General features: G+C 71.7%; 17 protein-coding genes. 4 read left to right on the forward strand and 13 right to left on the reverse strand.

From position 1 onward, the window contains the following. Positions 1-8 precede the first annotated feature (8 nt). Entirely contained in the window at positions 9-1,865 is a 1,857-nt protein-coding gene (locus RI578_RS18690; protein ID WP_310872135.1) for a prolyl oligopeptidase family serine peptidase, read from the reverse strand. 133 nt (positions 1,866-1,998) lie between these two features. Here RI578_RS18690 and RI578_RS18695 point away from each other — a divergent pair, with 133 nt between their 5' ends. Further along, entirely contained in the window at positions 1,999-2,805 is an 807-nt protein-coding gene (locus RI578_RS18695) for an SURF1 family protein (RefSeq protein ID WP_310872136.1), read from the forward strand. Positions 2,806-2,848: 43 nt separating this feature from the next. Here RI578_RS18695 and RI578_RS18700 read toward each other — a convergent pair whose 3' ends face one another. From RI578_RS18700 to RI578_RS18715, 4 genes are all read right to left on the reverse strand, one after another. Next, positions 2,849-4,075, reverse strand: coding sequence for a hypothetical protein (locus RI578_RS18700; RefSeq protein WP_310872137.1), 1,227 nt, complete (start codon positions 4,073-4,075; stop codon positions 2,849-2,851). After that, positions 4,072-4,650: a SigE family RNA polymerase sigma factor gene (locus RI578_RS18705; protein ID WP_121748213.1), complete on the reverse strand. Its 579-nt coding sequence runs from the start codon at positions 4,648-4,650 to the stop codon at positions 4,072-4,074. Before RI578_RS18705 ends, RI578_RS18700 begins: the two co-directional genes overlap by 4 nt. 475 nt (positions 4,651-5,125) lie before the next feature. Then, a complete protein-coding gene (locus tag RI578_RS18710) occupies positions 5,126-6,202 on the reverse strand; it encodes an aspartate-semialdehyde dehydrogenase (protein WP_310872138.1) in 1,077 nt (358 codons plus the stop codon). Next, positions 6,202-7,479 (reverse strand): aspartate kinase, encoded by a 1,278-nt coding sequence (locus RI578_RS18715; RefSeq protein WP_121748211.1) that lies wholly within the window; start codon positions 7,477-7,479, stop codon positions 6,202-6,204. Before RI578_RS18715 ends, RI578_RS18710 begins: the two co-directional genes overlap by 1 nt. A 278-nt stretch (positions 7,480-7,757) precedes the next feature. On the opposite strand from RI578_RS18715, the gene RI578_RS18720 reads away from it, so the two are divergent. Continuing rightward, the gene (locus RI578_RS18720) at positions 7,758-9,962 is read left to right on the forward strand and encodes a VCBS repeat-containing protein (protein ID WP_310872139.1); all 2,205 of its coding nucleotides are present in this window, start codon (positions 7,758-7,760) and stop codon (positions 9,960-9,962) included. Positions 9,963-10,007: 45 nt separating this feature from the next. Here the strand turns inward: RI578_RS18720 and RI578_RS18725 are convergent, their stop codons facing one another. The 4 genes from RI578_RS18725 to RI578_RS18740 all read right to left on the reverse strand — a co-directional run bounded on the left by RI578_RS18725 (position 10,008) and on the right by RI578_RS18740 (position 12,874). After that, entirely contained in the window at positions 10,008-10,586 is a 579-nt protein-coding gene (locus tag RI578_RS18725; protein ID WP_310872140.1) for a Uma2 family endonuclease, read from the reverse strand. Between the two features lie 50 nt (positions 10,587-10,636). Then, a complete protein-coding gene (locus RI578_RS18730; protein WP_310872141.1) occupies positions 10,637-11,647 on the reverse strand; it encodes a hypothetical protein in 1,011 nt (336 codons plus the stop codon). Positions 11,648-11,915: 268 nt separating this feature from the next. Further along, on the reverse strand, positions 11,916-12,101 hold the full coding sequence (locus tag RI578_RS18735; protein ID WP_310872142.1) for a DUF397 domain-containing protein: 186 nt from the start codon (positions 12,099-12,101) through the stop codon (positions 11,916-11,918). Beyond that, entirely contained in the window at positions 12,098-12,874 is a 777-nt protein-coding gene (locus RI578_RS18740; protein ID WP_310875806.1) for a helix-turn-helix transcriptional regulator, read from the reverse strand. The genes RI578_RS18735 and RI578_RS18740 overlap by 4 nt, the downstream gene beginning before the upstream one ends. Before the next feature lie 102 nt (positions 12,875-12,976). Between RI578_RS18740 and RI578_RS18745 the strand changes: the two genes are divergently transcribed. Beyond that, positions 12,977-13,366 (forward strand): hypothetical protein, encoded by a 390-nt coding sequence (locus tag RI578_RS18745; RefSeq protein WP_310872143.1) that lies wholly within the window; start codon positions 12,977-12,979, stop codon positions 13,364-13,366. Here RI578_RS18745 and RI578_RS18750 read toward each other — a convergent pair. The 3 genes from RI578_RS18750 to RI578_RS18760 form a co-directional block, all read right to left on the reverse strand. Next, entirely contained in the window at positions 13,359-14,018 is a 660-nt protein-coding gene (locus RI578_RS18750) for a DUF5063 domain-containing protein (RefSeq protein ID WP_310872144.1), read from the reverse strand. The genes RI578_RS18745 and RI578_RS18750 overlap by 8 nt on opposite strands. Then, positions 14,011-14,610: a recombination mediator RecR gene (gene recR / locus RI578_RS18755; RefSeq protein ID WP_007451877.1), complete on the reverse strand. Its 600-nt coding sequence runs from the start codon at positions 14,608-14,610 to the stop codon at positions 14,011-14,013. Before recR ends, RI578_RS18750 begins: the two co-directional genes overlap by 8 nt. 86 nt (positions 14,611-14,696) lie before the next feature. Further along, entirely contained in the window at positions 14,697-15,041 is a 345-nt protein-coding gene (locus RI578_RS18760) for a YbaB/EbfC family nucleoid-associated protein (protein WP_121748203.1), read from the reverse strand. A 282-nt stretch (positions 15,042-15,323) separates the two neighbouring features. Here RI578_RS18760 and RI578_RS18765 point away from each other — a divergent pair, with 282 nt between their 5' ends. Further along, positions 15,324-16,079: an SLATT domain-containing protein gene (locus RI578_RS18765; RefSeq protein ID WP_310872145.1), complete on the forward strand. Its 756-nt coding sequence runs from the start codon at positions 15,324-15,326 to the stop codon at positions 16,077-16,079. A gap of 39 nt (positions 16,080-16,118) precedes the next feature. Here RI578_RS18765 and RI578_RS18770 read toward each other — a convergent pair whose 3' ends face one another. After that, positions 16,119-18,053 (reverse strand): protein kinase domain-containing protein, encoded by a 1,935-nt coding sequence (locus RI578_RS18770; RefSeq protein WP_399060639.1) that lies wholly within the window; start codon positions 18,051-18,053, stop codon positions 16,119-16,121. Positions 18,054-18,057 lie beyond the last annotated feature (4 nt).

The raw sequence follows: 18,057 nt of genomic DNA on the forward strand, positions 1-18,057 counted from the left end.
CCACCCGGCTAGCTATGCGGCAAGTGCCGTTCCGCGAAGTCCAGTTCCAGTCGGACCTGCTTGATGCGCTCGTCCACGACCAGTGACCCGTGTCCCGCGTCGTAGCGGTACACCTCGTGGGCCGCGCCCCTCGCCTTCAGGCGCTCGACGTAGTTCTCGACCTGGCGGATCGGGCAGCGCGGGTCGTTGACGCCGGCGGAGATGTAGACCGGGGCCTTGACCTGGTCGACGTAGGTCAGTGGCGAGGACGCCTCGAAGCGGTCGGGGACCTCTTCGGGGGTGCCGCCGAGGAGGGTGCGGTCGAGGGCCTTCAGGCCCTCCATCTCGTCGTGGTACGCGGTGACGTAGTCGGCGACCGGGACGGCGGCGATGCCCAGCGTCCACGCCTCGGGCCGGGTGCCGATGCCGAGGAGGGCGAGGTAGCCGCCCCAGGAGCCGCCGGTGAGGATCAGCCGCTCGGGGTCCGCGAGGCCGGAGGTGACCGCCCACTCGCGCACCGCCTCGATGTCCTCCAGCTCGATGAGACCGACCCGGTGCTTGAGGGCGTCGGTCCAGGCCCGGCCGTACCCGGTGGAGCCGCGGTAGTTGACGCGGACCACCGCGTACCCGTGGTCGACCCAGGCGGCGGGGCCGGCGGCGAAGGCGTCGCTGTCGTGCCAGGTCGGGCCGCCGTGGATGTCGAAGACCGTCGGCAGCGGGCCGGTCGTGCCGGCCGGCTTCTGGACCAGGGCGTGGATGCGGCCGCCGGGCCCGTCCACCCACACGTCCTCCACCGGGACCGAGCCGGGCGACTTCATGCCGGGCGGGTCGAGCACGACCCGGCCCGTGGTGGAGCGCACCGCCGACGGCTCGGCGGCCGACGACCACAGGTACTCCACGCTGCCGTCCGGGCGGGCCGTCGCCCCGGAGACCGTGCCGGCCGGGGTCTCGATCTCGACCAGCTCGCGCTCGGCGAAGTCGTAGCGGAACAGCTCGCTGCGGGCCTCGAAGCCGTGCACGATCAGCAGGGCGCTGCCGTCCGGGTACCACTCGGCGCTGACGTCACCGGGCAGCTCCAGGGCGAGGTCGGTCTGCTCGCCCGTCGCCACGTCCCACACCAGGGGCTCCCAGCGGCCCCGGCGCTGGTGGCCGATGAGCAGGCGGGTGTCGCCGTCGACCGGCGCGAAGCCGAGGACCTCCAGACCCAGCTCCTCCTCGCCGCCCTCCGTGTCGTCCAGCTCGGCGACCGTCGAGCCGTCGGGGCGCAGGACGCGCAGCGCCGAGTGCATGGCGTCGCCGTGCTCGGTGTGCTCGATGGCGATCAGCGTGCCGTCGTGGGAGAGGTCGCCGACGCCCGCGGACTCGCGATGCCGGTAGATCTCCGCCGGGGGCCCGCCCGCGTACGCGAGGTGGATCGTCGTACCGTCCTCGTCGGTCGAGCGGCCGATCACCGCCGTACGCCCGTCCCGGCCGAGGGCGAGGCCCGCCGGATAGGAGGGGTCGAGGCCCGGTACCGCGAGTTCGTCCTCGCCGCCCGGGAAGGGCTGGCGGCGCCAGACGCCGAACTCGTCGCCGTCCTTGTCGTCGAACCACCAGATCCAGTGGCCGTCCGGCGAGAGCACTCCGTCCGTCGTGCCGTTGGGCCGGTCCGTGACCTGGCGCTGCTCGCCGGTCGACCGGTCCCAGGCGTACAGCTCGTACGTCCCCGTCGCGTTCGACACGAACAGGGAGCGGTCCGGTGCGTCCTCGGCCCAGTCGGGCAGCGACACCCGCGGCGCCCGGAACCGCTTCTCCCAGTCGGGCATCTCCGCGACCTGCCGGCCTTCCCCCGCGCTGCCCTGTCCCCGCCGCTGGTCCGGTGACACGGACCCGTTGCTCTCAGTCATGGCCCCATACTGCCCCGTCCCGGTGACAAAGCGCGGATCGGATCCCCAGCCTGTGGACAACTCCGCCCGGCCCGGCTCCGTCCGGTGTTTTTCCACAGCCCCGAGGACGGGCCGCGGGGGCGCGCACCGTACCGTGGAGGGCGTGTACCGGTTTCTGCTGACGCCCCGATGGTGGGGGATCAACGTCTTCGTCGTCCTGGCCATCCCCTTCTGCATCTTCATGGGTTCCTGGCAGCTCGGCCGGTTCGAGGACCGGGTGCAGGACCACGAGACGGCCACCACGCAGGACGAGTCGGCCCGCGGGGAGGCGGCCCGCCCGCTGGCGGAGCTGCTGCCCGTGGACAAGGCGACGGTCGGCGACCAGACCACCGTGCGCGGCCGGTACGACGACCAGCTGCTCGTCCCGGAGCGGGAGCTGGACGGCCGGGAGGGCTACTACGTCCTCACCCTGCTGCGCACCGACGCCGGCCAGGCACTGCCCGTCGTACGCGGCTGGCTGCCCGGCGAACCCGACCCGGCGAAGGCCCCGGCCCCGCCCACCGGCGAGGTCACCGTCACCGGAGCGCTCCAGGCCGCCGAGTCGGTCGGCGCCAACGGCGTCAGCGGCCGCACCGGATGGCCGGACGGGCAGACCGGCGCGATCAGCGCGGCGACCCTGCTGAACCTCGTGCCGTACGACGTGTACGACGCGTGGGTCACGCTCAACGAGGGCGACTCCGGGATGCGCGCCGTGCCCGTGAGCGCTCCGCAGAACACCGGGCTGGACCTCAAGGCGTTCCAGAACCTCGGCTACACCGCCGAGTGGTTCGCCTTCGTGGGCTTCGTGATCTTCATGTGGTTCCGGCTGCTGCGCCGCGAGGTCGAACTCGCCCGTGACGCGGAGCTGGGCCTGGCCCCGGAGGACGAGCCGGAGCCGCAGCCCACCCCGTCCGGCGTCTGACACCGGACGGTCGGCAGCGTCCAGGGGGCACCCGCCGGCGAGGTCACATCCCCGTACCCGCCAGCACGCCCGTCCAGTACACCGTCCCCGCGCACGCGTCGGACACCGTGGCCGTCGCCGAACCGGCGCCGCCCTCCGGGGTGTACGTCACCGACACGCTCCCGTCGGCCGGGCCGTCCTCGGTGACCAGCTGGGGCGTGGCGCCGGCGTCGCCGCCGCCGCCCACCGAGGAGCCGCCCGCGGCGGTCGGCTCCTCGGTGGGCGAGGGATCGGGCGAGGGGCCGCCGGTGCCGCCCCCCGTGGTGCCGCCGGTGGTGGGACAGGTCTCCGAGGGCACCCAGGCGAACCGCACCTCGTACGCGGAGCTGGGCGCCAGCGTCAGCGAGGTGGTCTCCAGGGACGGGTCGGGCAGTCCGGCCGCGGCGTCCCCGGCCGCGTGCCGTGCCGTGCCGATCTTCGTGGCGTCCGCCGCGCCCCGCGGGGTGGTGACCACGCTGCCGGGGCCGACGACGGTGCAGCCGTCCGAGGAGACGTTGGTGACGCTGAAGGAACCGTAGACCACGCCCGTGGAGTCGGGGGCGGCGCTGCTCGCGACGGCCGGGCCGAGCTGCTTCGCCGTACAGACGGGGATGTCGGCGGCGGTGCTGGCGGAGGGGTCGGCGCCCGGGGCCGCGCCCGTCGCGGCGCCGCTCTCCTCGTCCTTGTCGGGCGTCTCCTTCGGACCGGCCTTGTCCTTGCCCTCGTCCGTGCCCGCGGAACCGGCGATGCCGCTCTGGCCGCCGGCCGGGTCCTTGCCCTGGGAGGCACCGCCCTGGGCCTGCGAGGCGTGGCCCGCGACGGACGGGTCGGCCCCCGGGCCGGTGGCACCCGAGACGTGCACGAGGGCCGGGACCGCCGTGCCGAGGAAGAGGGCGGCGGCCGCCACGCCGACGGCGGCCTGGCGCTTGCGGGCGCGCCGGGCGGGCACCGCGCGGCGCAGCTGGTCCAGGGTGCCGTCGCTCGGCTCCACGTCCTGGACGGCGTGGTGCAGCATTCTGCGCAGGGCCAGCTCGTCGGAGTCGAGCCCGTCGGGTCCCTGAGCGCGGGGCCCCTCGGCGTCGGGGCCCTGTTCGGCGGGGCCGTGGTTCACAGTTCCGTTCCCAGCGTGCGTGTGCTTCGGCTGCTCTTGCCCGATCAGCCCGGCCGGTCCGGTCGGCTCGGTCGGCGCGTCCCCCTCCCGGGGGCGGTGCTCGTCGCGGGCGTCGCGCCGCGCGTCGTTGCCGTCGCTCATGCCGGTGCCTCCATGGCCACCCTGAGCGCCGCGATGCCGCGCGAACCGTACGCCTTGACCGAGCCGAGGGATATGCCGAGCGTTTCGGCGACCTGCGCCTCGGTCATGTCCGCGAAGTAGCGCAGGACCAGGACCTCGCGCTGGCGGCGCTGGAGTCCCTTCATCGCCTTGATCAGGGAGTCGCGCTCCAGCTGGTCGTAGGCGCCCTCCTCCGCGCTCGCCATGTCCGGCATCGGCTTGGAGAGCAGCTTGAGGCCGAGGATGCGGCGGCGCAGCGCCGAACGCGAGAGATTGACGACGGTCTGCCGCAGGTACGCCAGGGTCTTCTCCGGGTCACGGACGCGTTTGCGCGCCGAGTGCACACGGATGAAGGCCTCCTGGACGACGTCCTCGCAGGAGGCGGTGTCGTCGAGGAGGAGGGCGGCGAGGCCGAGCAGCGACCGGTAGTGCGCCCGGTAGGTCTCGGTGAGGTGGTCGACGGTGGTACCCGCCGCCACCGCGTCCTCGTCCGCGCCGTCGCGCTGGTTCGATATGCGGGCCGGCCGCGCTGCGGGCATGGGCGCGATCACCGGCATGCCACCGGCCGGACCGGCCACACGGGGACGGACGGACCGGCTGGGCGGGCGCAGAGCCGCGCCCCGCGTTCCTGCGGTGAATTCGAGTACCTCTGCCACGCCAGTTGGACACGCTCACCCCCGTGAGGGTTGTACGTGCCGGGCGTCACGTTCCCGCGGCTGTCGGGCAGCCACCCGGCTGACGGTGCGTCATAGGCCCTCATCGTCCCGCTCTTCCCCTATGTCCCATGTGAACGAGCGTCCCCACGCCCGTCCTCGGCGTCCCCACGCCGACTCACGCGTCCCCGCGCCCTGAATGGGTGACCGCAAAGACGCCCCCCGCCCTCCGCACGGTTGCGGAGGGCGGGGAGGAAATCCTCTGATGCCACAGGTGCCGGGTACAAGTAGTCCGGACCAATTTCCGGATCACATCTCGTTCATGGATCCTCCGAACAAACCCCACAACGACCAGGGCTTTTGTCCCTCTGATCCCTGTTCAGGCGAACTCGGCCGCCACCAGCTCCGCGATCTGCGCGGTGTTCAGGGCGGCCCCCTTGCGCAGATTGTCCCCGCAGACGAAGAGTTCGAGCGCCGTCGGGTCGTCCAGGGCCCGCCGCACCCGGCCGACCCAGGTCGGGTCGGTGCCGACCACGTCGGCGGGGGTGGGGAACTCGCCCGCGGCCGGGTTGTCGAAGAGGACGACGCCGGGCGCGGTGGCCAGGATCTCCCGGGCCCCCTCGACGGTGACCTCGCCCTCGAAACGGGCGTGCACGGTCAGCGAGTGCGTGGTGATCACGGGAACCCGTACGCACGTCACCGCCACCGGCAGCTGCGGCAGCCCGAGGATCTTGCGGGACTCGTCCCGCACCTTCATCTCCTCCGACGACCAGCCGTCGTCCCTCAACGACCCGGCCCACGGTACGACGTTCAGCGCGACCGGCTCCGGGAACGGCCCGGTGTCGTCGCCGACGGCCCGCCGCACGTCGCCGGGGTTGGTCCCCAGCTCGGTCCCGGCCACCAGGGACAGCTGCCGGCGCAGCGTCTCCACGCCGTCCCGCCCGGCCCCGCTCACCGCCTGGTACGAGGAGACGACCAGCTCGCGCAGCCCGAACTCGGCGTGCAGCGCGCCCAGCGCCACGATCATGGACAGCGTCGTGCAGTTGGGGTTGGCGACGATCCCGCGCGGCCGCATCCGCACCGCGTGCGGATTGACCTCGGGCACGACGAGCGGCACGTCCGGGTCCATCCGGAACGCGCCGGAGTTGTCGACCACCACCACGCCCTTGGCGGCGGCGACCGGCGCCCACTGGGCGGAGACCTCTTCGGGTACGTCGAACATGGCGACGTCGACCCCGTCGAAGGCCTCCTCGGTGAGCGCCACCACCTCGACCTCCTCACCGCGTACGGCCAGCTTGCGGCCGGCCGAGCGCGGCGAGGCGATCAGGCGGATGTCGCCCCAGACGTCCGCGTGCTGGGACAGGATCTGGAGCATGACCGCACCGACGGCGCCGGTCGCTCCGACGACGGCCAGGGTCGGCCGCCCGGTGCGCCCGGCACCCGCGATGTCGACCATCAGCGCCCGGTGCCCCCGTAGACGACGGCCTCGTCGCTGTCGGAGTCCAGCCCGAAGGCGGTGTGCACGGCGCGGACGGCCTCGTTCACGTCGTCCTTGCGGGTGACGACCGAGATACGGATCTCGGAGGTCGAGATCAGCTCGATGTTCACCCCGGCGTCGGACAGCGCGGTGAAGAAGTCGGCGGTGACGCCCGGGTTGCTCTTCATGCCCGCGCCGACCAGGGAGATCTTGCCGATCTGGTCGTCGTAGCGCAGCGAGTCGAAGCCGATGCCGGCCCGGCTCTTCTCCAGCGCGTCGATGGCCTTGCGGCCCTCCGTCTTCGGCAGGGTGAAGGAGATGTCCGTCAGGCCCGTGGAGGCGGCGGACACGTTCTGCACGACCATGTCGATGTTGACCTGGGCGTCGGCGATCGCGCGGAAGATCGCGGCCGCCTCGCCCGGCTTGTCCGGCACACCGACGACCGTGACCTTGGCCTCCGAGGTGTCGTGCGCGACACCGGAGATGAGGGCCTGCTCCACCTGCTTTTCCCCTTGCTTGATCGGCTCGCTGCTGACCCAGGTGCCCTGGAGTCCGCTGAAGCTGGACCGGACGTGGATCGGGATGTTGTACCGGCGGGCGTACTCCACACAGCGGTGGAGGAGCACCTTGGAACCGGAGGCCGCGAGCTCCAGCATGTCCTCGAAGGAGATCCAGTCGATCTTCTTCGCCTTCTTCACCACGCGCGGGTCGGCGGTGAACACGCCGTCGACGTCGGTGTAGATCTCACAGACGTCCGCGTCGAGCGCGGCGGCGAGAGCGACGGCCGTGGTGTCGGACCCGCCGCGCCCCAGCGTGGTGATGTCCTTGCTGTCCTGGCTGACGCCCTGGAAGCCGGCCACGATGGCGACGTTGCCCTCGTCCACCGAGGTCTTGATGCGGCCCGGCGTCACGTCGATGATGCGCGCCTTGTTGTGGACCGAGTCGGTGATGACTCCGGCCTGGCTGCCGGTGAACGACTGGGCCTCGTGGCCCAGGTTTTTGATCGCCATGGCCAGCAGCGCCATGGAGATACGCTCTCCGGCGGTCAGCAGCATGTCGAGTTCGCGCCCGGCAGGGATCGGGGATACCTGCTCGGCGAGATCGATCAGCTCGTCCGTCGTGTCGCCCATCGCGGAAACGACGGCGACCACCTGGTTGCCGTTCTTCTTCGCTTCCACGATCCGCTTGGCGACGCGCTTGATGCCTTCGGCATCGGCTACGGAGGAGCCTCCGTACTTCTGCACGACAAGGCCCACGTGCGCTCCTCGCTCAATCCGTCTCTTTCCGCACGTACGTATATGTACTGCGGTCGGCTCATTTTACCGAGCGTCCGGATTCCGCCACTGCGGTATCGCATGATGAGACCCGGGTACTCGCTCAGGCTGGCTCATGCCCAGGAGGGCGCGGGTCACTCGGGAAAGTGCCGTGAGTCACACGTTCACAAGACCCCTCGCCTACAACCTCCGTGAACGACGGTGAGTCTGATCTTCCGCCGCGACGCGTGGTGCGCCGCGCCCTGGGGAGGATCACCGCCTTGTCTCACGCACGTCCGGCGCGCCGACGGCTCGCCGCCACCGCCACCGTCGTCCTTGCCGCCACCATCGGCGCCACCGTCGTGGCCCTCCCGGCCGCGGCCGCCCCGCCGGTGCGGGGGGCGGCACAGCAGGCGGTGTCGGCCGACGCGGCCGCGGTCGCCTTCCCGGTCGGCCACAAGATCGTGGCAGTGACCGCTTCGGGCTACCTGACCTGGGACAACACCAAGGGCGACCGGGCCTGGGTCCGGGCCTCGGACGGCGCGGTGACCGATCTGGTGGACAGTCTGCCCATGCAGGCCACCGGTTACGGCGACCTCGTGGCCGTACTGCCCCGCCGCGACACGGCGGAACTGCGGGACCTGGCCACCGGACGCAAGGTGTTCGACGTCTTCGCCCAGCCGGCCGCCGGGCTCGACTACGCCGGCGCGGCGGGCCAGGCCCTGTTCATCACGGACAGGAGCGCACCGGCGGGCGCCGGCCTGCTCATGCACACCAAGGACGGCGGGCGGGTCCCGGTCACCGGCCTCCCGGCCGACGCGACACTCCGCCGGGTCTCGGCCGGCACCTCGGCGCACGGCCTGGTCACGTACACCAGCGGCGACAAGAAGTACTGGGGCCTGATCGACCTCGCCACCGGCGCCGTGACGGAGACCGGCCTGCGGGACGAATCGCGCGGCAACGGCGACATCGCCGTCTCGCCGGAGTACGTGGCGTGGGTCGAGTACCGCTCGGAGGGGCCCGTCATCGTGGTCCGCACGCGCGCCACGGGCGAGACGCGCCGGATCGCCCTGGTGGCCGGAGCGACAGCCCGCGACATCGAGGTGGGCCTCCAGGGCGACCACCTGGTCTACGGCGACCCCGGCGGCCTGACCGCCACCAACAAGAGTTCCATGCACCCCCTGACCGCCCATGACCTGAAGACCGGGGCCGACACCAGGCTGCTGGACCACCTCACGTCCGCCGCGACCTCCCCCGACGGCGTCCTGCATGTCCGCGGCGGCACCGTCGCCGACGGCGAGGGGCTCTTCCGCGTCTCCCCCGGCGCCGACGGCACCCCCGCCGCCACCATGGTCGCGAGCACCGGCGAACCGACCGCACTCACCCTCGTCGGCCACGACGTCCCCGCGGTGATCGACCTCGACCGCGACCGCGGCCGGATCAAGCTGCGCTGGACGCTGTCGCGGAACAACGCGGAACTGTGGGTGACACTGCGCCACAAGCGCACCGGGAAGATCGCGCAGCAAGTCTTCTACGGCCCCGAGCCGACGGACTTCACCTTCGAGTGGAGGGGCGACGTGGACCAGGTCACGGCCAGCGCGCCCAACGGCGACTACACCTGGGAGATCTCCGCCCGCCCGCGCAACGGCATCGGCCCGACCCTGACCTCGTCCGGCGCCTTCGAGGTCGTCCGCGAGGCAGCCCCGCACGACTACACGGACAACGGCAGCCCGGACCTCCTGGCCCGCGACCCGTCGGGCCGCCTGTGGCGCACCGATTCCCACTTCGACTCGTGGAACAACAACGTCACCCGGGCACCGGAGCGGAAACTCGTCGGCGGCGGCTGGAACACCTACGACCGGATCGAGGCGGCCGGCAACCTGGGCGGCGCCGCGCACGGAGACCTGGTCGCCCGCGACAAGGCGGGCGTCCTGTGGCTCTACCTGAGCAAGGGCGACGGCACCTTCGCCACCCGCAGCCGGATCGGCGGCGGCTGGGGCGTCTACGACAAGGTCGCCGCGGGCAGCGACCTCACCAACGACGGCAGGGCCGACCTCCTGGCCACCGACAAGAGCGGCGTTCTGTGGCTCTACCAGGGCACCGGCGACTGGCGCGCCCCCTTCGGCAAGCGCACCAGGGTCGGCGGCGGCTGGGGCGTCTACAACGAGCTGACGGCCACGGGCGACATCGGCGGCGCCGCGACCGGCGACCTGGTCGCCCGCGACAAGGCCGGTGTCCTGTGGCTCTACCTCGGCAAGGGCGACGGCACCTTCGCCCCCCGCACGCGGATCGGCGGCGGCTGGAACGCCTACCGGTACACCGTCGGCATCGGCGACGCCGACCGCGACGGCCGTCCCGACCTGTACGCCTACGGCGCGGACGAGACGTACTACTACCCGGGCACCGGCAACTGGCGCGCACCCTTCGGCGCCCGGAAGGCCGACACGATCCTCGACACGTACCCGGACCACACGGCGGTCTCCTGACCGACGGCGAGACACCGGCCCGGGGTGGGGCGCCCCGGGCCGGTCTCAGTCCGCCAGCTCCTTGAGGGGCTCGGTGTCGAGGGTGATGTCGACGGGGGAGGGGAGCTTCACGGGGGCGCCAAAGGCGCTGTTCACCTGCTGGCGGTAACGGCCGTCCTTCGGTTCGGTGAACACGGTGACCGTGCAGTCGTCGCGGTCGACGAGCAAGTAGACCGGGATCCCAGCAGCCGCGTACCCATCGGGCTTGTCCACGCGGTCCCGCTGCGCGGCATCGGAATCCCATGAGGTGACTTCCACAGCCATCAGGGCGCTGTCGGGCGCCGACCACTCACCGTGCCCTTTGAAAGCGCCTCTGGGAACCAGCACGCCGTCAGCGCGCGCCCGTCCCTTCCGGTAGTCCTCCGTCTTGAGGCCCCGCTCGGCGTACAGCCACAGGTCAGGGCGATGCTGCATACAGAGCATCTGCAGCCAGGCAACGATCTCGCTGTGGTTGCCGTCCGGCATGGGCTTGACCGCGACCTTTCCGTTGATGAACTCCAGCCGCACCATCTCCGGGGCATGGCGTTCGAGCTCCTCGAACTCCTCGACGGACATCTGGGGCCGGTGCTCGGTCCTGGGGGTCATGGCGTCGCCTCCTCGACACCATGGTGCCCCCACCGGCACATCCTGCACGCTCAAAGCGCCCGCTCCGTCCTCGGCCGCAGGCCGCCCGCCGCGCGTACCTCCGCCGCGCGGCGGGGGACGTCGACCCACGAGTACACGGCGTGGGCGTCGGGGTCGGCCAGGAACGTGTCCGGCACGTACCCGGCGTCCAGCTCCCCGGCCTCCTCTGCGGCCACGGCCGCCTCGTACTCCGCACGGCAGTCGGGGCACATGCCGCCCTTGATCGTCGTCGTCAGCTCGTCCGCGTCGCAGGACATGCAGCACATCACCGCGCGGGTCACGCGGGCCCGGCGCGGGGCGGCCTTCTGGCGGATCTTCGCCTTCTTCGGGGGCATCTTGTTCTCCAGTCGGTTGCGGGCGAGGCCGCCCGGGTTGTTGACGGTCGCGGGAAGGCTTTCGGTCACCGCGCGGGTGATGTCCTGGGGTGTCGCCCCGCGCGACAGCCACTCCCCCGCCAGCGAGGCGAGGGACCGGCAGTCGGATTCGGACAGGGACATACGTGGGTCCGCCTCGCGGATTCCGGCGAGGGTGCGGTACGAGGTTCCGGACTCGGACTGCGGGGCGGGCGCCGACTGCGGGTCGGGCTCCGGTTCGGGCAGCTCGGGCTCGTCGGTGCGGGCCAGACCGGGTCGGAGGTCACCGGGCACGATCCGGCCCTTCCGCTCCCGCGCGAACTCCTCCCACCAGGCTTCCGACCTGCGCGTACGCGACCAGTAGGTCCGCGTGACCCACCTCATGGCGTTGTCCTCGACGGTGATGTGTTCCCTGATCCAGCGCAGGTGGCCGGCCTCGGCGAGGCGGCTGAGAGACGTACGCATCGCCTGCTGGCCGTAGCGGGGGTGCTGCGCCGCGAGCACCTTGTGACCCATCGCGTGACCGTCGTCGAGGTGGTCGACGAAGACGGCGATCTCCGCCTCACGCGGGCTCAGGTGTGCGAAGTCCGGGTCTGCGTGCGGGTCTTCGTCACCTGCGGGGCGTTTTCCGTAGCCCGGATTGGCCATGGGGTGGGACGGGGAGGGCAAGGCGGGACTAGTGTTGGCGTAAGCCACCATCGAACCTCTGGCTTTCTTCGATGCGTCGGCCAGGTCCCGGATTGGTGTTGGCGCACCGCCGGGGCCGACTCATTTGCCGGTCATATGCCGCGAACCTAGAGCGGCTTTACACAGCGACGCAAGCCGATCACGGATCGTCACCCTTACGAGGTACGGCGCGTCAACTCGCGCACAGACTTGGTTGGTTGGGTATTTCAACCAGACCAGAAAACCAGGGGAAGAGCTCGAATCCCGGGGCTCAAGCTCCGGGCTGAACTGCGGCGATGAAGGCCGACCAGGCCGGGGCGGAGACCTGGAGTTCGGGGGCGCCGGGGGCCGTCTTGGAGTCGCGGATGTGGATGGTGGGGGCGAGGGCGACTTCGACGCAGGCGCCGCCTTCGTCGTCGCTATAGCTGGACTTGGACCACTTCAACTGGTCACTCACGGCTGATTCACCATCCCATTGATGAAGCGGGCCGACTCAACAGGGCTGAGAGCCTCGGTGCGCATCATGCTAAGCCGCTCCGACACACGGTTGACAACCCCTGGATTGGCCGACAGCTCGCTGGCGATGGGCCCTTCAGAGAAGGCGAACCGTTCGTACGCCTGTGTTTCCAGGAGCACCGTGGACCCCAGGAGCCCAGCCGGAATGGCTCGCTCGAACGTGAGTACCTGCAACGCGACGTTCCGAAGCAGCGAGGCCTCCAGGAGACGGTTCAGTTGCTCGTCGTCCACCAGTGGGCTTCGCAGCACCGCTTCGTACAGGACGAAACTCAAGCCGACCGGCGGCTTGCGCTCCGTCAGGATCGCCTGCCGCTCCATGCGAGCCGCGATCCGCTCCTCGATGGTCTCCTCGTCCAGCGGTGGATTGCGGTGCTCAATCAGCGTGCGCGCGTACTTCTCCGTCTGCAACAAGCCCGGGACCAGGGTGTCCTCGTACCACCAGAGGCTGATCGCCTCCCTCTCCCGCTCCATGAACTCCTGGGCCCTTGCCGGGAACTTCTCTCGGCTCAAGTAGTCCTTCGCCGCACTCAGTAACCCCTCCGCGCGACACAACTCGTCTGCCACGTCGAGGACTCGGGGCGTCGGCATGCGCGCTCCCTGTTCCATCGCCTTGATGGTGTCCGGGGAGTAGTTCGAAGCAGCCGCAAGCTGCTCACGACTGATGTTGGCCTTGGTGCGCCAGCGTTTCATCTGGTTGCCACTGAAGCGCCACATGACAGGCGACTGGGACACAGCATGCACCTCCGATGGATACACCCCGGCGTGTATCACGTCAGTCGCTACCGAGCGTAGCGTCGCGCACGCCAGCGTGTGACCATGACGGAAACAATTCACCGACCCTCCTGGGTCCCGCTCGCCGGCCACCAACTGCACCTCGCGGGCGTGCACTTCGACGCCGTACGGATCGACGGCATCCGGGGGGAGCTGGTCGCCGACTGGCTCGTCGAGGCGTCGGGCGACGACGCGGGGCCGATCGTGTGCGAGGCGGGCGGTGGGCGGTGGGTGTACTTCCTGCTGGCGCCCGGGGAGGTCGCCGCGTACGACTGGCCGCTCGGCGTACAGCGGCACAGCGGCGGGACCCGGACCGTCACCTACGTCGGCATTCCGGCGCTGGAGGGGAACACCTGGCCGCTGCGCTGGTACAGCGCGCCCACGGCGACCGCGCCCTACGTCGACGCGGGGGCGCTGCTCGGTGCCGTCACTTGACCGGGCGCAGACCCAGCGGGCCCGCGATCTCCTCCACCATGACCCGGCCGGCCTCCGTCTCCAGGGTGTCGTCGCCGAGGCCCTGGTCGGTGTCGAGGCCGTCCAGCTCCTCCAGGGGCTGGTTCAGGCGGACGTGGGCGACGACCGACTGGAGGGCGCGCAGGGTCGCGGAGGCCGTGGAGCCCCAGTTGGAGAAGTAGGAGAACTGCCACCACCACAGGGCCTCCGTGGTACGGCCCGCGCGGTAGTGGACCATGCCGTGGCGCAGGTCGGTGATGACGTCGGTGAGGTCGTCGGAGATGCGGGCCGGGACCGGGGCCTTGCGCGGTTCGTAGGGGTCGAAGACCTCGGAGTAGACGTCGATCGGGTCGAGGATGCGGGCGAGGTTCTCGCGGAGTTCGTCCACGTCGAGTTCCGGGCCCGGGTCGGGCTCGTAGCGTTCGTCGGGGACGATGTCCTCGTGGGCGCCCAGGCGGCCGCCGGCCAGCATGAGCTGGGAGACCTCCAGAAGGAGGAAGGGGACGGCGGAGTCCGGCTCGTCGCCCTTCGCCACCTCGGTGACGGCGACCAGGAAGCTCTCGATCTGGTCGGCGATCTGGACGGCGAAGTCGTCGGGGTTCTGGTTGGTCGCGTGCAGCGTGGCGTCAGACATCTAGGAGTCGTCTCCCCTCGAAGGCGCGGCCGAGGGTCACCTCGTCCGCGTATTCCAGGTCGCCGCCCACCGGGAGGCCGCTGGCCAGGCGGGTGACCTTGAGGCCCATGGGCTTGATCATGCGGGCGAGGTACGTGGCCGTGGCCTCGCCCTCCAGATTCGGGTCCGTGGCCAGGATCAGTTCCGTGACGGTGCCGTCCGCGAGGCGGGCGAGCAGTTCACGGATGCGGAGGTCGTCGGGGCCGACCCCGTCGATCGGGCTGATCGCGCCGCCGAGCACGTGGTAGCGCCCGCGGAACTCGCGGGTGCGCTCGATGGCCACGACGTCCTTCGGTTCCTCCACCACGCAGATGACGGAGGGGTCGCGCCGGGTGTCGCGGCAGATGTTGCACTGCTCCTCCTGCGCGACGTTCCCGCAGGTCGCGCAGAAGCGGACTTTGGCCTTCACTTCCATGAGGGCCTGGGCGAGCCGCCGTACGTCGGTCGGTTCCGCCTGGAGGATGTGGAAGGCGATCCGCTGCGCGCTCTTGGGACCGACGCCGGGCAGCCGCCCGAGTTCGTCGATGAGGTCCTGGACCACGCCTTCGTACAACGGACTGCCGTCCTTCCTGATGTTCCTGCACTACGTACGGTAGAGGGCTCGGGCCGGTCTGAGAAAGCCGAACGGGGGACGCGGACTCAGAAAGGCAGGCCGGGGATACCGCTGCCGCCGCCCATGCCCTGGGCGAGCGGGCCGAGCTTCTGCTGCTGGAGGGCTTGCGCGTTCTCGTTGGCCGCCTGGACCGCGGCCACGACCAGATCGGCCAGGGTCTCGGTGTCCTCCGGGTCCACCGCCTTCGGGTCGATCACGAGGCCGCGCAGCTCGCCGGAGCCGGTGACGGTGGCCTTCACCAGGCCTCCGCCCGCCTGCCCGTCGACCTCGGTCCTCGCCAGTTCCTCCTGGGCCTGGGCGAGATCCTGCTGCATCTTCTGGGCCTGCTGAAGCAGCTGCTGCATGTTGGGCTGGCCACCACCGGGGATCACGTTCAGCTCCTGTCGCCGCTGTCGCCGCGGGGTCACCGCGGGTTTTTGCCGTTCGGCACGAGCCTACGTGGTCCGCGCGGCCCTCGCTCCAGCACTCTTTCGGGTGATGCCGAGGGGGCCCTATACCTGATCAACACCCCCTTCCGGGCGGAAAAGCGGCGGAACCCCAGGCTCCGCCACCCATTGGGCGGTAGGAAGGGTGCCGGCGCATGAGGTCTTCAGGTCTTCAGGTCTTCAGGGTCTTCAGGGTCTTCACGGACGGTGAGCAGTAGGGAGTGCCGGGTGGGTCAGCCGGAGATGCAGCCCGAGGGGCCGCCGCACGACGGGCGGGGCGGTGAGGGGGCGGCCGGGCCACGACCGGGCGACCTCACCGGGCGGGCGTTTCCGCTCGGGGACTGGGCGCTGCCCGCGGAGCGCCTGGACGAGCTGTACCGGTGGGTGGAGCGGGGCGCGCTGGACACGGCGGCCTGGTATCTGACGGACCGGGTGTGGAAGCGACGGGGCGCCATGATGCTGCGGGGCGGGGCGGCGGTGGGGGCGGTCGCCGGGGCGGCGCTGCCGCTGCTGGACATGTCCGGGGTGGTGGGCGGGGTCGCTCCCTGGGGGTATCTGGCGCTGCTGTTCGGGGTGGCGTGCGTGGCCGGGGACCGGTATTTCGGGGTCACGTCCGGGTGGATGCGGGACGTTGCCACGGCGCAGGCAGTGCAGCGGCGGCTGCAGGTGCTCCAGTTCGACTGGGCGTCGGAGAGCGTGCGGGAGGTGCTGGGGCCGGCGGACGGGACGGCGAGCGAGGCGGCCGAGCGGTGTCTGCTGGTGCTGCGGCGGTTCACGGAGGACGTGACGGAGCTGGTCCGGACGGAGACGGCGGACTGGATGGTGGATTTCCGGACCGGCTCGGCGCCGCTGGGGTTGCAGGCGGTGTCCGCGGGCGGGGCACGGTCCGAAGCGGGGGCGGTGGGAGTGTCGGGCCGGTTCTCGGCACCGGCGAACGGGGCTCGGCCGAACATGCCTCGGCAGCGGCCGCCGGAGCCGCGGTGACCGCTCCGGCGTCTCGCCGCCGCGCTACTGGCAGCCGCGCTACTGACGTCGGTACGTCAGCGTTTCGCCGTTGCTGGTGTTGGTGCGTTCCAGGGTGCCGTTCGGCAGGAGGGTGACCTGGGTGGGTTCGCCCGGGGTGCAGGTGGCGGCGGGGCCCACCGTCACCTTGGAGGGACCGAGGTTCAGCGGGCCGTCGGAGTCCGGGGCGTTGCTCAGGTCGGCCTCGAAGACGCAGTGGTAGGTGCCGTTGCCCGCGGGGCCGTCCGCGGCGAGCGACAGGACCGTGTCGCCCACGTCGCCCTGCTGGATGGTCAGCCGCCTGGTGTGGACGCCGGAGGCGTTGTCGATGGTCGTGGCCCACGTGCCCAGGTACGCCGTCGGGATCGTGCCGTTCTGGGGCGTCGACGACGTGGGCGTGGTCGGCTGGCCTGCCTCGGTCGTCGGAGCCGAGCCGTCCGTGCTGGGGTCCGGGTCCCGGGGTGCGCCGGCCGTCGCGGCGGTCGTGGGGTCGTCGCCGGCCCGGTTGTTGCCGTCGTCCCCGCTCATCAGGGCGTAGACCGAGCCTCCGGCGCCCAGCGCGACGACCAGGGCGACCACGATCAGCAGGGCGGTGGAGCGGCCTCTTCGGGGCGGTGCCTGCGGCGGGCCGTACGGCGGGGGCCCGTAGGGCGGGGTCGAGCCGAGACCGCCGCCGTACGGGCCGTACGGGTGGTACCCGGGCGGCGCGCCGTAGGCCGGGGCGTAACCGTGAGCGGAGGGCTGGGGCTGGGGCTGGGGCTGCTGAGGGTGGCCGTGGACGGGCGGGGGCGTCGGCGGGCTCTGGCCCGCGACCAGTGTGGGGAGGTGGTCCAGCGGGGCGCCGCCGCTGCCCGGCTCGCGCGGTGGCGGCGGACCGTCCGGCGTCGCGGCGGCCGGCTCCCGATCCGGCGACGAGGAGGGGGACGGGTCCGGGGACGGGGACGGCGCGTCCGGCTCCGGGGCGGTCACCGCGGCGGCCCCGGCCGCTCCCGGCGCCTCCGGGTGCTCCGGGTTCTCCGTGTCCAGCAGCCGTACCGCGTGCCGGCCCAGCTGCGCCACCAGCGCGCTGGGCAGCCAGGGGTCGCGGGAGCGGCCGTCGGCGACCGTGTCCTGTGCTCCCGTGCGCTCCAGGACCTCGGCGAGGGCGGGGCGTGCGGCGGGGTCCTTCTTCAGGCAGTCGCGTACGAGGTCGGCGATGCTCTCGGGCACGCCGTCCAGATCGGGTTCCTCCTGCGCGATGCGGAACATCAGCGCGTGCACGCCGCTGTTGGCGGTGCCGAAGGGCAGCTCGCCGGTGGCGGCGTAGGCGACGACGGAACCGAGGCAGAAGACGTCGCAGGCGGGCGTGATGCGGTCGCCGCGCACCTGCTCGGGCGCCATGAAACCGGGCGAGCCGACCAGCGCGCCGGTGCGGGTGAGCCCGGCGTCGGTCATCGTCTGCAGGGCGCGCGCGATGCCGAAGTCGATGACGCGGGGGCCGTCGATGGTGACGAGGACGTTGGACGGCTTGAGGTCGCGGTGGATGATCCCGGCGGCGTGGATGTCCTGGAGCGCGTGGGCGAGACCGGCCGCCAGCGTGCGTACCGAACGCTCGGGCAGGGCGCCGTGGTCGTGCCCCACGACCTGTTGGAGGCTGGGGCCGGCGACGTACCCGGTGGCGACCCACGGCACGGCGGCCTCGGTGTCGGCGTCCAGTACGGGCGCCGTCCAGTACCCGCCGACCCGGCGCGCGGACTCGACCTCCTGCCGGAACCGCTCCCGGAACTCCTCCTGCGCGGCCAGTTCCTCGCGCACCAGCTTGACGGCGACCGTGCGTCCGCGGTCCGAGCGGGCCAGGTAGACGTGGCCCATACCGCCCGTCCCGAGCCGCCCCAGCAGCCGGTAACCGCCGATCCTCCCCCAGTGCTGAACGCCTGGGGGGACCCCCATCGGGTCCCCGCCCCCGAGCTTCTCCATGTCG

The organism is Streptomyces sp. BB1-1-1 (genome assembly GCF_031597775.1).
Taxonomy (GTDB): domain Bacteria; phylum Actinomycetota; class Actinomycetes; order Streptomycetales; family Streptomycetaceae; genus Streptomyces; species Streptomyces thinghirensis.

Coding starts and splice junctions, on each gene's coding strand:
- RI578_RS18690 (WP_310872135.1), bottom strand. CDS start 1,865: ATGACTGAGAGCAACGGGTCCGTGTCACCGGACCAGCGGCGGGGACAG.
- RI578_RS18700 (WP_310872137.1), bottom strand. CDS start 4,075: ATGAGCGACGGCAACGACGCGCGGCGCGACGCCCGCGACGAGCACCGC.
- RI578_RS18705 (WP_121748213.1), bottom strand. CDS start 4,650: ATGCCGGTGATCGCGCCCATGCCCGCAGCGCGGCCGGCCCGCATATCG.
- RI578_RS18710 (WP_310872138.1), bottom strand. CDS start 6,202: ATGGTCGACATCGCGGGTGCCGGGCGCACCGGGCGGCCGACCCTGGCC.
- RI578_RS18725 (WP_310872140.1), bottom strand. CDS start 10,586: ATGACCCCCAGGACCGAGCACCGGCCCCAGATGTCCGTCGAGGAGTTC.
- RI578_RS18740 (WP_310875806.1), bottom strand. CDS start 12,874: ATGTGGCGCTTCAGTGGCAACCAGATGAAACGCTGGCGCACCAAGGCC.
- RI578_RS18745 (WP_310872143.1), top strand. CDS start 12,977: ATGACGGAAACAATTCACCGACCCTCCTGGGTCCCGCTCGCCGGCCAC.
- RI578_RS18750 (WP_310872144.1), bottom strand. CDS start 14,018: ATGTCTGACGCCACGCTGCACGCGACCAACCAGAACCCCGACGACTTC.
- RI578_RS18770 (WP_399060639.1), bottom strand. CDS start 18,053: ATGGAGAAGCTCGGGGGCGGGGACCCGATGGGGGTCCCCCCAGGCGTT.